We start from the raw sequence: 14,189 nt of genomic DNA, 5'->3' as shown, positions 1-14,189 counted from the left end.
AAAGGGGTTGAGGGCTCAGCTTACTCCGAGAGTCAGGAGGCGTCATCCTGCCATCTTTCGCTGCGGTTGCGACCGTTGGCCTTGGCCTGATAGAGCGCCACATCGGCGCGGCGTACCGCTTCGTGCAGGGGAAGGTTCTCCTGGTGGGGCAGATAGCCGAGACTGATGGTGACCTCCAGCTCGGGCTCGATGGCGGCCCAGTCGTGATCTGCCACCGCCTTTCTCAGCCGCTCCGCCAGTTCGCCGATCTGTGCGGCGTTACTGCGGCCAATCAGCAGCAGAAACTCTTCACCCCCCCAGCGGATCAGGCGATCAGTGGGCCCAAGCTGCTGCTGGCAGATCTGCACCAGCCGGATCAGCACGATATCGCCGACGGCATGGCCGAAGTTGTCATTGACCCGTTTGAAGTGATCCGCATCGAACATCAGGATCCCCGCTTGCAGCCGGGCCAGCTCTCCCGCCTGCTCCAGTAGCACCACATAGTGGCGGTTGAAAGCGCCGGTAAGGGCATCGTGGCAGGAGAGGTAGTTGAGCCGCTCGTTGAGGCGATGGGATCTCAGGTTGGAGAGGACGGCCAGCAGCATAAAGAGGATGGCGAGCAGGGTCGGCGCGGACTGGCAGAGCATGGCCCACACCAGCGGTAGCAGGGTCACGCTGTGCACCAGCCGCAACGGGGTATCAGGTATCGCCATGGTCAGCTGCAATGTGCCTTGCCGCCATTGATATTCGCCGGTCGGTTCGGTGTTTTGCGGCGCCACGGGTTGGCGCGCGCTGCTGGCCAGCACCTGGTGGTACTGATTGAGCAGCAGATATTCCCCCAGCGCCGGGGTCATCTGATCGAGCTGCTGCTGCAGGCGGGCGAGCAGCACATCCATGTTGATCATTCCCACCAGAGTTCCCTCTTTGTAGAGGGGCTGGGACATGGTGACCATGGGGCCGCGCCCGATAAAGTCCTCATAGGGGCGCGAGAGAACGGTCTTCTTGTCCGGATTGGTGCTGTGCAGCGCATCTTGCCAGAAGCTCTTCTGGTAGATGGTGGGATAAAAGCGAAACCGGCTGGAGGGTTGCCAAGGGTAGAGATAGATAAAGTTGTCCACACCGGTGAAGTAGACCCAGGCGATCTCGTTGCCAAGGCGCTGGCTGGCGGTGGCAAGCAAGGGGGAGAGGCTCAGGGCCAGATGAATGCGTGCCTCACGCTCGCTGCCGGGGGGCGGCAGCGGGCCATCACCGGTGAGGTTGCCTGCCAGTCCGGCCGGCAAATCACCGGGGAGCTTGTCGAGAGCCAGCCCCTCTGGCAGCGTCTCGATATGGCGATAGAGCTGGCGGGTGAGCACCGACTGGGGGTCGCTGCGCAGTCGCTCCTCAGCCTGCCCGCGCATCGCCTCCAGAAATACTTCGGTCCGTTTGAACCGATCCCGCAGGTAGATGGCACTGTTGAGGGTATCGCTTTGATAGAGGCGTTCAATCTGTTTCAGGCTTTGCCACAAAGTCAAACCAATCAGCAGGATGACCACGGCGAACAGGAGCCAGGTCAGGCGTGTGAGAAAACGGTGGCCAGACATGTTGGGCATAGGCAGTCAGTCGGGTTGCGAAGGAAATTGTCGTTAGTGTATGCGATGTGGTGTGAAAACAAACTGAACTACCTGAAACCGGGTGAGTTCACCATGCACCTGTTACGTTTTGTCACATTTATACATAGTCACGGCATAGTCTGGGGCTAAAATGGCCCCCACTCAGATTTCCCCTTCTTAACACTTCATGGATTGTTTGATGAAAATGCGTATCTGGATTGGCCTCGGCCTGCTCTCTCTGGTAGCGGCCATCTGGTGGGCGGTTGGCCACTTGCAACCAGCAGCCAAAGCCCCTTCCCGCGAGATAAATATTCGTACCCAGACCGTCAAGCAGAGTCTGGCCGAGCCGACTCTCAAGCTGGTAGGTAAACTGGCGGCCAACCACTCGGTGGTGATCACTCCCGAGGTGACCGGGCGCCTGGTCAAGATTGCGGTGCAGTCGGGTCAGCAGGTCAACAAGGGCGATACGCTGGTCGCGCTGGATGCGGGCAAGCAACAGGCGGAGCTGGCCGAGCAGAGTGCCAGTCTGCGCGACGAGAATCGCAAGCTGACCGAGATGCGCAAGCTGGTCGCCCGTGGAGCCGTCACCCAGTCGGTGTTGGAGGGGCAGGAGGCCACCGTTGATCAGGTGCAGGCGCGGGTCGATGCCGCCCGTTACGAACTCTCCCAGCGCACTCTCACCGCTCCCTTTGCCGGTACCGTGAGCCTGATTGATTTGAGCGAAGGGGCCCTGGTCAATAGCGGCGATACCCTGTTGCACCTCGACGATATCGACACCCTGCGCCTCGATCTGGCAGTGCCGGAGCGCTACCTTTCCCTGCTGCGCCCCGGCATGGCGGTGACAGCGACCAGCGCAGCCTGGCCGGATCAGCGCTTTAACGGCACCCTCACCACCCTCGATAGCCGTATCTCCAACGAGACCCAGAACATCAAGGCGAGGGTCGAGTTACCCAATAATAACGGCCAGTTGCGCCCGGGAATGCTGCTCAACGTGGAGCTCTTGCTCCCCTCCCGCCAGCTCACTCTGATCCCTGCCCAGTCGGTGGAGTACGCCGGCGAGCAGCGTTTCGTCTATCGCCTTGAGGCCGATGGCCGGGTCAAGCGGGTGCCAGTGGTGCTCGGCGAGACCGAGGGTGAGACTGTCTGGGTTACCGAGGGGCTGAAAGTCGGCGATCGCATCGTGGTCGAGGGGCTGGTCAACTTGCGTGATGGTGCCAAGGTGCACGATCTGGCGGAGGTAAATGGCTGATGTGGCTCTCCGATATCTCAGTACGCCGACCGCTGGTGGCGGTGGTGCTCAGCGCCCTGCTCAGCGTGTTCGGTCTGGTCGCTTTTAGCAAATTGACGGTGCGGGAGATGCCGGACGTGCAGATCCCGTCGGTCTCCATCACCACCACCTATGAGGGAGCGGCTCCCGCAGTGATGGAGAGTCAGGTCACCAAGCCCATCGAGGATCAGCTCTCCGGCATCAGCGGTATCAAGAATATCAACTCGGTGACTCGCAAGGGGCGCTCGATGATCACGGTGGAGTTCAAGCTTGGCTGGAACATGGTGGAGGGGGTCTCCGATGTGCGCGACGCCCTGACTCGCGCCAAGAGCAAGCTGCCGGAGGATGCCGACGAACCGCTGGTGACCAAGGATAGCGGTAGCGGTGACGTGGCGGTCTGGCTCAACTTCAGCAGCAGCCAGATGGATCGCACCGCCATGACCGACTACGCCAACCGGGTGCTGGTCGACCCCTTGAGCCTGGTGGATGGGGTGAGTGAAGTGGCGCTCTCCGGCGATCTGACCCAGGTGATGTATGTGCGGTTGAGGCCGGCCGATATGGCGGCCCGCGGCGTGACGGTAGCGGATGTGCAGGATGCCCTCAAGCGCGAGAACATAGAGCTGCCGGGGGGGGAGATCCGCAACAACTCCATGACCATGTCGGTGCAGATTGCCCGGCTCTACCACACCGCCGAAGATTTCCAGCAGTTGCAGGTCCGTACCGCGACCAACGGTCAGAGTGTCTATCTGGCCGATATTGCCGATGTGGAGGTGGGAGCCAAGAACGAAGACAGCGCCTACCAGCGCAATGGCCGCGAGAGTCTGGGTATCGGCATCGTCGCCCAGTCCACCGCCAACCCGCTGGCGGTGGCACAGGGGGTGGAGAAGAAGCTGGTGGAGATGCAGCGCTTCCTGCCGGAGGGGGCCACCCTTGAGGTTGACTACGACTCCACCATCTTTATCAAGCAGGCCATCGACGAGGTATATGAGACACTGGCCATCTGTGCCGTGCTGGTGGTGGCAGTGCTCTATCTGTTCCTCGGGCAGGGGCGCACCACACTCATTCCGGCCATCACGGTCCCGGTGTCGCTCATCTCCGCCTTTATCGGCGCCTGGTATCTCGGTTTTTCCATCAACCTCATCACCCTGCTGGCGCTTATTCTCGCCATCGGTCTGGTGGTGGATGATGCCATCGTGGTGGTGGAGAACATTCACCACCATCTGCAGCGGGGTGAGCCCCCCCTGCTGGCGGCCTGGCACGGCACCCGCGAGGTGGGCTTTGCGGTCATCGCTACCACCGCCGTGCTGGTAATGGTCTTTATTCCCATCGCTTTTATGGATGGTATGGTGGGCAGGCTCTTTACCGAGTTTGCGATGTTGCTTTCGTTGGCGGTGCTCTGCTCCTCGCTGGTGGCGCTGACCCTCACGCCAGCCATGGGCTCCTGGCTGATGCGCCCGCTCGACAAGCCGAACCGGCTGACGGCGGCCCTCGATCGTGCTTTGGGCCGGATGGAGGGGCACTATCGTCATCTGCTGCAGGGGCTGCTGCGTCGCTCGCGCTGGATGCCGCTGGCGCTGCTGCTCTGTCTGGCCGGTATCGGTGCCCTCTTTACCCAGCTGCCTAGCAGTCTCACCCCGACGGAGGATCGCGGTGTGGTCTTCGTCTTCGTCAAGGGGGCGGAGGGGACCAGCATCGAGCGGATGAAGCGCAACATGCAGCAGGTGGAATCGACCATCATGCCGATGCTGGGCCAGGGGGTGGTCAAGGCGATGAGCTTCAGTACCCCCGCCTTTGGCCGTGGCGGCGATCAGACCGGCATGGTGATCATCCAGCTCACCGACTGGGCCGAGCGTGATGTGACCGCCACCGAGTTTTCCCGCTCGCTCGGGGCCAAGCTGTCGGTTATTCCCGATGTGATGATCCGCACCTTCCAGCCAGGCTTCCGTGGCGGCTCTACCGCTGCGGTGCAGTTCGTGCTGCAGGGCAACGACTATGCCGAGCTCTACCAGCAGGGGCTAGAGCTGCAAAAAGCAGCGCAGGCCAGTGGCCTGATGATAAGCCCGGATCTCGACTACGCCGAGAAAACGCCGGAGCTGCAGGTGACCGTCTCGCGCGACAGCGCCAGCCAGCTCGGCATACCGGTCTCCACCGTTGCCAGCACCCTGCAGGCGATGTTGGGCGGGGTGAGCAAGACCACCTATGTGGACAGGGGCGAGGAGTATGACGTCTATCTGCGCGCCAACCAGAAGGAGTTCAACGGCATCTCGGATCTCGGCCGCATCTACCTGAAAGCGGCCAATGGCGAGATGGTGAGCCTCTCGACCCTGGCGACCGTCAAGCAGGTGGCGACCGCCAATCGCCTCAACCACTATCAGCGCCAGAAGGCGGTGACCCTGACCGCCGATGTGGCACCGGATCACACCCTGGGCGAGGCGCTCGACTTCCTCGACGGCTGGGCCAACGAGCATCTGCCGAGCGGCATGACGGTCGATTACGCCGGTGACTCCAAGGATTACCGCGACAATCAGGGGGAGATGGCGATGGTCTTCGGCCTCGCCCTGCTGGTGGTCTATCTGGTGCTGGTGGCCCAGTTCGAGAGCACCCTCACCCCGACCGTGGTGATGATGACGGTGCCGCTCGGCATCTTCGGCGGTCTGCTTGGCCTCTGGCTGACGGGGCAGGAGATGAGCATCTACAGCCAGATCGGGATGATCATGCTGATCGGCATGGTGACCAAGAACGGTATTCTCATCGTCGAGTTCATCAACCAGTTGCGTCAGCGCGGTGAAGGATTCGAAGAGGCGATCATCGCGGGTTCGGTGCGCCGTCTTCGGCCGATCCTGATGACCTCGCTCACCGCCATCATCGGCGCTGTGCCGCTGATGCTCTCCATGGGGGCTGGCTACGAGAGCCGGATGGCGGTGGGGACCGTGGTCTTCTTCGGTCTCTCCTTGGCGACCCTGGTTACCCTGCTGGTGGTGCCCGCCACCTACCACCTGATCGCCCGTCACGCCGGCATGACCGGGCAGCGGGATCAGCAGGTAGATGAGGCGCTGGCCGCCAGGGGGGACACTTCTGAGCCATAACGGCAGTGTCCGATGCCAGCTTTGACTGGGGCCGTGGAGCGCATCAGTCCGCACCCACAAGCGTGCAGAGCCCGATAGCCGGCTCTGCACGCGCCATCCCCCCGGACTGATAGCCCGTCGAGTGGTTAATCTTCACAACAAACCACTGGTCAAGTGGCTCGACAAACATCACGGTTCTACGGTGTGGCCGGTTACGGAGCCGTGCCGTGCGTGAAGCGGCCTATTCCCCGATCCCCCTCATCATCTCTTTTTCCCCTCCATTTCTGCGGCTTGAGATCGTTTTTACCTAATTGGCACTTTTATTGCTTTTGGTCCGTCAGCGTCAATGATTTGTCTGGGGACAGAAAATGGAAATTAGTGCAAGCAGCCTGATGCAAGAGATGCAGGCTCTCAAGGTAGAGGCCGGTGCAACCCCGCTGTCACAGCCTGGCCGTCAGGTGACCTCCGATTTTGGCCTGCTGTTGCAGCAGGCGCTCGGTAACGTCAACGAGTTGCAGGGCGCAGCCAATGATCTGCGCACCCGTTTCGATATGGGCGACAAGTCGGTGGATCTGGCCGAGGTGATGATCGCGGGCCAGAAATCCTCCATCGCCTTCGAGGCGACGGTGCAGGTGCGCAACAAGATGGTTGATGCCTACAAAACCATCATGAATATGCCGGTCTGAGCGATGACCGTGCATCATGACATGTCAGCAATAAGGACATAAATCGTGGCTACTGACCAAAATGGCGATCTGCTGATAAACGATGAGGGCACCGCCGCCCTCGATGCCAACGAGCAGAAGAGCTCGGCACTGGGATTCTTGTCCAATACCGATGTACTGCGCCAGATCACTCTGATCCTGGGGCTTGCCATCTGCCTGGCCATCGCCGTCTTCATCCTGCTGTGGGGCAAGGAGCCGGATATGCGCCCTCTTGGCACCTATACCACTCAGGAGCTGGTGAAGACCCTCGACTTCCTCGATCAGCAGAAGATCCCCTATGAGGTCGATGGCAAGAGCGTGCTGGTTAGTGCCGAGAACTTTGCCAGTATCCGGTTGGCACTGACCCGGGCCGGCCTCACCAATGCGGCCGATGTAGCCAATGGTGGAGAGGATATTCTGCTCAAGGACTCCAGTTTCGGTGTCAGCCAGCGGATGGAGGCCGAGCGCCTCAAGTTGAGTCGCGAGCGCCAGTTGGCGAGCGCCATTGAACAGTTCCAGAATGTGGCCAAGGCCCAGGTGCTGCTGGCCATCCCCAAAGATAACGTCTTTGCCCGCAACGAGCGCAAGCCCAGTGCTACCGTGGTACTCAACCTGAAAGGGGCGGCACTGGGGCAGGGGGAGGTGGACTCCATCGTCGATATGGTGGCCTCTGCGGTACATGGCCTGGAGCCGACTCGTGTCACCGTCACCGACCAGAATGGCCGCCTGCTTAATTCCGGCTCCCAGGATCCCGTCTCTGCCCAGACGCGCAAGGAATTTGCGATGCAGCAGAAGCAGGAGCTGGAGTACAAGCAAAAAATTGACGCCATTCTGATCCCGGTGCTTGGCGCCGACAATTATACGGCGGAAGTGGATCTCTCCCTCGACTTCTCCCAGCAGGAGCAGACCCGCAAAACCTACAACCCGGATCTGCCTGCAGTGCGCTCCGAGATGACGTTGGAAGAGAACAGCTCCGGCGGCAGCAATGGCGGTGTGCCGGGGGCTCTCAGCAACCAGCCCCCTGCCGCGTCCAATATTCCTGAACAGGCCACTGGCGGTGATGGGGCCAGCGTTGCTGCCTCGGGGCGTTCTCGCAAAGAGGCGACCCGCAACTTCGAACTGGATACCACCGTCAGCCATACCCGGCGCCAGATGGGGGGCATTCGCCGCATGACCGTCTCGGTCGCGGTGGATTACAAGGCGGTGCCCGGTGCCGACGGGGCTGTGACCCGCGAAGCGCGCACCCAGGCGGAACTCGATACCCTGCGCCGTTTGCTGAGCGGTGGCCTTGGCTTTGATGTGACCCGTGGTGATACCCTCGAGGTGGTCGCCATTCCGTTCAATCGTCCCGAGCTTGATACCGTGGCCGAGGTGCCGCTCTACGATCAGCCCTGGTTCTGGCGTGCGGTACGGATTGCCGCTTCGGTACTGGTGATTATTGTCTTGATCGTCACCGTGGTTCGCCCCATGCTCAAGCGGCTGCTCTATCCGGATGCCAAGCCGGAAGGGGAAGTGGACTTTGACAACCACACCGTATTGGGGGGTGACGACGAGCTCAGCTTGCTGGCAGCCCAGGTTGAGGGAGAGCAGGTATTCGGGGTGCGCGATGGTCAGCTGAAACTGCCGGATCTGCACCGTGATGAAGATTTGCTCAAGGCGGTGCGTGCGCTGGTGGCGAACGAACCGGATCTGGCCGCTCAGGTCATTAAAGAGTGGGTAACCAAAGATGCCTGAAGAAACTAAAAGCCAGGTGACCGGCAACGACATTACCGACAGCCAGCGCCAGTTGCTGGATCAGATGTCCGGTATGGAGATGGCGGCTGTATTGATGTTGAGCCTCAACGAAGAGGATGCCGCCCAGATCTTCCGCCATCTCGAACCCAAGCAGGTGCAGCGACTCGGTATGTCGATGGCCTCCATGTCCGATTTCAGTCACGATCGGGTGGCGGCGGTGCACCGTCAATTCATCGACGATATCCAGAAGTACACCAACATAGGTATCGGTAGTGAAGACTTTGTGCGCAAGGCGTTGGTGGCGGCCCTTGGCGAGGACAAGGCGAGCAACCTGGTGGACCAGATCATTCTCGGTTCCGGCGCCCGTGGCCTCGATTCGCTCAAGTGGATGGATGCCCGTCAGGTGGCCAGCATCATCCAGAACGAACACCCGCAGATCCAGACCATAGTGCTCTCCTATCTGGAGCCGGAGCAGTCCGCCGAGATCCTGAGCCAGTTCCCGGAGCAGGTGCGCCTCGATCTGGTGATGCGTATCGCCAACCTCGAAGAGGTACAACCGGCGGCACTGCAAGAGTTGAACGACATCATGGAGAAACAGTTCGCCGGTGCGGCCGGTGCCCAGGCAGCCAAGATGGGCGGCCTGAAGGCAGCCGCCAACATCATGAACTATCTGGATACCAATATCGAAGGCCAGTTGATGGACTCCATCCGCGAGTCGGACGAAGAGATGAGCCAGCAGATCCAGGATTTGATGTTCGTGTTCGAAAACCTCATCGATGTGGACGATCGCGGTATCCAGACTCTGCTGCGGGAAGTGCCTGGGGATCTGTTGCAGCGCGCCCTCAAGGGGTCCGACGATCAGATGCGCGAGAAGATCTTCAAGAACATGTCGAAACGGGCGGCAGAAATGCTGGCAGACGATCTGGAGGCCATGGGGCCGATCCGGGTCTCCGAGGTGGAGGCTGCCCAGAAGGAGATCCTCTCCATCGCCCGCCGTCTGGCGGATGCCGGCGAGATCATGCTGGGTTCCGGCGGTGGCGAGGAGTTCCTCTAAACCATGGCCAACTCATGTAACCTGTCTGCCGCCCAGTATGTTGTCTTGGCAAGGAGCGGCGCGAATAGATGAACAACAAGCTGCGTGGTTATGTGCGGCCTGAAGGGGAAGAGACCCGGGTAGAGGCCTGGGGCTGGCCCGAAATGGACGTGGTGGCTGAGGCCGAGACCAATGCGCTCGGTCTTGCACCTGACTGGTATCAGCAGGAAGAGGAGGTGGTGGAGCCGGAACCCGAGCAGGAGCCGACCCCCAGCATCACCGCCGAAGAGCTCGAAGCGATCCGTCAGGCCGCCTGGGAAGAGGGACTGACCGAAGGGCGCGAGGCCGGTTTTGCCAAGGGGCTCGAAGAGGGCAAACTGGAAGGATTGCAACAGGGTCATGCTGCAGGTCTCGAACAGGGGCGCGAGGAGGGGCTGGCCATGGGGCGCGATCTGGTGGAGCAGGAGATCGCCCACTGGCAGGGTCTCGCCGCACGCCTTGCCAATCCCCTGAGCGCGCTGGATCTGGCGGTAGAGCAGCAACTGGTCTCGCTGGTGATGCAACTGGCCCGCGCGCTCATTCGCCATGAAGCAGAGACCTCGCCCCGCATCCTGCTGGAGGCGCTCAAGGAGGGGCTGGCGTTGCTGCCTGCCGCCGAGCAGGGGGTGACTCTGATGCTGCATCCCGATGACATCACGCGAATCGAGCAGGCATTTGGCGCCGACGAGTGCGCCAAGCGGCACTGGCGACTGCAGAGCGATCCCACCCTCTCCCCCGGCGATCTGCAACTGGTCACCGAGCTCTCCAGCATCGATCTGACCCTCTCCGGGCGCATCGATCAGCTGCTGCGCAACTTCTTGCGGGACAATGCGTCGCAGAAACCGGCCTCGCAGGATCCACGCCCATAACCGATGCCGGACGTTACCGTCCGGCTGCACTTTTTAGCTTCCAGGAGGCCAGATGAGCGGCTCGCTACTGAACCGGTTGCAAGGGTACAAGGTACGCGACAGCGCCCCCAAACCGTCGGTTGCCGGCAAATTGACCCGGGTGGTGGGGCTGACCCTCGAAGCCATCGGCTGCCGTGCTGCCATCGGAGCCTTGTGTCGCATCGATACCCTGGATGGGACGCTGGAGGCCGAAGTGGTGGGGTTCTCGGGCGATCGCCTCTATCTTATGCCGAGTGAACAGCTCAAGGGGGTTATCCCTGGTGCCCGTGTGGTGCCCATCACCGAAGAGCACGGTATTCCTGTTGGCATGAACCTGCTTGGTCGGGTCATCGACGGCATCGGCCAGCCGCTTGATGGCCTCGGCCCCATTATCTCGTCCCGGACGGTGCAGTTTGCCCAGCACCGCATCAACCCGCTCTCTCGCCGCCCGATCCATCAACCGATGGATGTCGGGGTACGCGCCATTAACGCCGTGCTGACGGTGGGGCAGGGCCAGCGGATGGGGCTGTTTGCCGGTTCCGGTGTCGGTAAATCGGTGCTGCTGGGCATGATGACCCGCGGCTCGGTGGCGGATGTGGTGGTGGTCGGCCTCATCGGTGAACGGGGCCGGGAAGTTAAAGAGTTTATTGAAGACATTCTGGGAGAGGAGGGCCGTGCCCGCTCCGTGGTGGTAGCGGCTCCCGCCGATGCCTCGCCGCTGATGCGGCTCAAGGGGTGTGAAACGGCGCTGGCCATCGCCGAGTATTTCCGCGATCAGGGGCTTAATGTGCTGCTCTTGATGGACTCTCTTACCCGTTACGCTCAGGCCCAGCGTGAGATCGCGCTGGCGGTGGGCGAGCCGCCAGCGACCAAGGGCTATCCACCGTCGGTATTTGCCAAATTACCGGCGCTGGTGGAGCGGGCAGGCAACGGCAGTGACGGCCAGGGCTCCATCACGGCATTCTTCACCGTATTGACCGAGGGGGATGACCTGCAAGATCCCATTGCCGATGCGGCGCGGGCGATCCTCGATGGCCACATAGTGCTGTCGCGCGAGCTGGCCGATGCGGGCCACTATCCGGCCATTGACATCGAGAAATCCATCAGCCGGGTCATGCCCATGGTCACTTCACCTGAGCACATGGAGTTGGCGCGCACCCTCAAGCAGTTTTACTCCCTCTATCAGCAGAACCGGGATCTCATCACCATCGGTGCCTACAGTCAGGGTTCCGACCCCCGCATCGACCGCGCCATCATTCAAAAACCCTACCTGGATCAGTTCTTGCAGCAGGGGATGCGCGAGGTCATTCACTACGATGATGGCCTGCAAGCCTTGCAGATGGTGGCGATGCCCTTGATGCGTTGATGACGGTTGGGAAGAGAGGGTGCGACTATGAGTAAAGGGTTGCTATTGTTGGCAGAGCGGCTGGCTGAGGCAGAGCAGCAGTGTGCGCTGGCGCTGGTGAAGGCGCAGCAGGATCTCAAGCTGTTTATGGATCAGCAAAATGCCCTCAACCAGTACCGCCAGATCTACCACCAGCAGTGGACCGATCGCGGTTTACAAGGGATTTCGCCCCAGCAAAACAGCCAGTATCACGCCTTTATCAACAAGCTTGAGCAGGCGGCGACCCAGCAATACGAAGGGGTGCTGCAGGTGCGTCAGGCGCTGGAGCAACGTCGTGGAGAGTGGCTGGCTGCCCAGCAGCGACGCAAGGCGGTAGAGCTGTTGCTGGAGAAGCAGGCGAGCCGCGAGCAGCAGAAAGCTCTGCGTCAGGAGCAGAAGATGCTGGATGAGTACGCCATGTTGCGGCGTTTTCATCAATCTGGCCTGTAACTTGCTTTGATCTGGACATTGTCGGCGGCCATCTCGTAGGGGGCCGCCAGAATTCAGGGATGCCATCATGATGCAGACAGTGTTGACACAAACGCCTTCGGCTGCGGCCAACGGATTGGACAAAGCGCCTCTGAGCAGCTCAGTCGAGAGCAATGGCATCGATCTGGGGGGGCGCGACAGCAAGGGTGATTTCGCCACTCTGATTGCCAAGGCCCGGAACAGCGAACAGGGCGCCGCCGAGGCTACTCAGGGCGATAAAAATGTCCGATCAGCCAAATCTTTGGCGACCGAGGGCGCCTCTCCCAAAGAGGAGGCCAGCAAGGAGCAGGAGCCTGGCGCCGACAACAAGGCGGAGGAGCTCCCTGCCACCGACTTTCTGCTCCGTCTGCAAGACTCCCTCAAGCTCGATACCTCGCTAGTGACACCCCAACTGGCGGTGGCGGCCCAACAGAGCGCCACTGCGGCAGACGGCAATCCGTTGCCGCAAGAGGGTGCGCTGGAGGGGATTGCGCTTGATGAAAGCGAGCAGTCCCCTGCAACTGACAGGACTGTACGCCAACTTGCCGATCAGTCCGGGGCGCAGTCGCTTCTGGCTACGACTGGTAAATCATCCCTTGAAACTCCGGTTTCACTCTCTGCAGGAGGAGTGATTGAGCAGGGCGACGCCTCGACCGCCGTACTGTCCTCCGCTCCCAACACTTCTGAGGGGAAGGATGCCGCCGCCACCCAAGATGGTCAGCCCGGGGAGAAAGTCTCTGCCAAGGGTGAAACTCTCGGGGCAGATGGCAAGCTCACCAAGCCCCTTACGGGGGCTGAGCGGATGGCCCAACTGGCCAGGGTGTTGCCGGTTGAGGCGTCCGCCAATGCGGCAAATAGTGGTGAGTCACCCGCAGTGAAAGAGGGAGATGACAGCAAATCCGACCCCGCTGCCAGCAGCGTCGTGACCGGCAAGGGACAAGCTGCTCAAGCCGCGACTCAGGGGGCGGTGCTCAAGGCATTCGGTGAGGGGGGCAAACAACCAGATGCGGGTAGCTCAACCACTTCTACTGCCGTAGAGAGCATCGCTAATGGGGCTGGCAAGGGAGCTGATAAGAGTAGCGCCGAGGGGGGACAGCAGGCAGCGACAACCACATCCTCCAATCCAGGTGCGGCGCAAGTGACGACAGTGCAAAGTGCCACAGCCCAGAGCAGCGTGACGCCAAATGTGACGACTCAGACCGATAGCGCTGCCGCACCCGTGATGGTGGCGCCGCAGCAGGTGTTGGCGCAGGCCGAATCTCAGGGGCCGCAAGCACCGCTGTCGAGCATTTCAGCCGGGATCAGGCAGATGGAAGTGACGGGCACCGACGAGGTGCGCAAAGCGGTTTCGCTTGAGGTAAAACCGAAGGCCGGTGAGTCTGAGAAGAGTCTTGTCGCTACGACATCGAGCAGCGAGAGCAGCCAGAGCCAGACTGTACAGCATGGCCAGAACAGCCAGCCTCAGCCCCAGGTGGCCGACAGCCGGGCGCCCGCCGCTGAGGGCACGTTGCGCCGTGAGCCGCAGAATTTACCCCATTTGAAACTGGCCAGTCAGGAAGCGCCTGCCGAATTGCACCAGAAGGTCAATGTGATGCTGGCCGAGAAACTGCAACAGGCGGAAATTCAGCTCGACCCCCTCGGCCTTGGCAAGATGAAGATCCAGATCCAGATGGGAGCTGACAGCCAGGCCAACGTCCATTTTGTGGTACAACATGGACAGACCCGCGAGATGCTGGAGCAGGCGATGCCCCGGCTGCGTGACATGCTGGCAGGGCAGGGGATCCAGCTTGGTCAGACGCAGGTGCAGCAGCAGTCGCAACAACAGCAGCAACAGGGCCAGCCCACCTTTAACGGGCAGGGGCAGCAAGGTCAGAGTAGTGGTCAGCCGCGGTCCGGTAACGGGCTGGTTGAAGGGGAACTCACCACTTCCAACCCCAGTTTGCTGGTGGAATCGACAAACGGTTCCGGAATTGATTTCTATGCTTGATGCAATCCCGAGTAAGTTTATGATATCGAACAAGTTTGAGACTAGGGTGG

The 14,189-nt window shown here is 61.1% G+C and carries 10 protein-coding genes; 9 read left to right on the top strand and 1 reads right to left on the bottom strand.

The window, feature by feature from the left end; all coding sequences use genetic code 11:
* Positions 1-32: 32 nt before the first annotated feature.
* The gene (locus I6L44_RS10890; protein WP_216951820.1) at positions 33-1,571 is read right to left on the bottom strand and encodes a diguanylate cyclase; all 1,539 of its coding nucleotides are present in this window, start codon (positions 1,569-1,571) and stop codon (positions 33-35) included.
* A gap of 199 nt (positions 1,572-1,770) precedes the next feature.
* Here I6L44_RS10890 and I6L44_RS10885 point away from each other — a divergent pair, with 199 nt between their 5' ends.
* From I6L44_RS10885 to I6L44_RS10845, 9 genes are all read left to right on the top strand, one after another.
* Positions 1,771-2,820 carry an efflux RND transporter periplasmic adaptor subunit gene (locus I6L44_RS10885; RefSeq protein WP_216951819.1) on the top strand — a complete coding sequence of 350 codons (1,050 nt, stop codon included), beginning with the start codon at positions 1,771-1,773 and terminating at the stop codon, positions 2,818-2,820.
* Entirely contained in the window at positions 2,820-5,924 is a 3,105-nt protein-coding gene (locus I6L44_RS10880) for an efflux RND transporter permease subunit (RefSeq protein WP_216951818.1), read from the top strand. Before I6L44_RS10885 ends, I6L44_RS10880 begins: the two co-directional genes overlap by 1 nt.
* Positions 5,925-6,271: 347 nt before the next feature.
* Positions 6,272-6,589, top strand: a complete 318-nt coding sequence (fliE, locus tag I6L44_RS10875) for a flagellar hook-basal body complex protein FliE (protein ID WP_042011636.1) — start codon at positions 6,272-6,274, stop codon at positions 6,587-6,589.
* 45 nt (positions 6,590-6,634) lie between these two features.
* Positions 6,635-8,341 carry a flagellar basal-body MS-ring/collar protein FliF gene (gene fliF, locus I6L44_RS10870; RefSeq protein WP_216951817.1) on the top strand — a complete coding sequence of 569 codons (1,707 nt, stop codon included), beginning with the start codon at positions 6,635-6,637 and terminating at the stop codon, positions 8,339-8,341.
* Positions 8,334-9,395, top strand: a complete 1,062-nt coding sequence (gene fliG / locus I6L44_RS10865; RefSeq protein WP_216951816.1) for a flagellar motor switch protein FliG — start codon at positions 8,334-8,336, stop codon at positions 9,393-9,395. Before fliF ends, fliG begins: the two co-directional genes overlap by 8 nt.
* A gap of 68 nt (positions 9,396-9,463) precedes the next feature.
* On the top strand, positions 9,464-10,282 hold the full coding sequence (gene fliH / locus I6L44_RS10860) for a flagellar assembly protein FliH (protein WP_216951815.1): 819 nt from the start codon (positions 9,464-9,466) through the stop codon (positions 10,280-10,282).
* 52 nt (positions 10,283-10,334) lie between these two features.
* Positions 10,335-11,666: a flagellar protein export ATPase FliI gene (gene fliI / locus I6L44_RS10855; protein WP_216951814.1), complete on the top strand. Its 1,332-nt coding sequence runs from the start codon at positions 10,335-10,337 to the stop codon at positions 11,664-11,666.
* Positions 11,667-11,693: 27 nt separating this feature from the next.
* Positions 11,694-12,134, top strand: a complete 441-nt coding sequence (gene fliJ, locus I6L44_RS10850) for a flagellar export protein FliJ (protein WP_216951813.1) — start codon at positions 11,694-11,696, stop codon at positions 12,132-12,134.
* Positions 12,135-12,201: 67 nt separating this feature from the next.
* Positions 12,202-14,139 (top strand): flagellar hook-length control protein FliK, encoded by a 1,938-nt coding sequence (locus tag I6L44_RS10845; RefSeq protein ID WP_216951812.1) that lies wholly within the window; start codon positions 12,202-12,204, stop codon positions 14,137-14,139.
* Positions 14,140-14,189: the final 50 nt, after the last annotated feature.

This window comes from Aeromonas sp. FDAARGOS 1414 (assembly GCF_019047065.1).
GTDB lineage: Bacteria > Pseudomonadota > Gammaproteobacteria > Enterobacterales > Aeromonadaceae > Aeromonas > Aeromonas veronii_A.
Note: the sequence above shows the minus strand (reverse complement) of the source record. Positions and strands in the feature narration are given on the sequence as shown.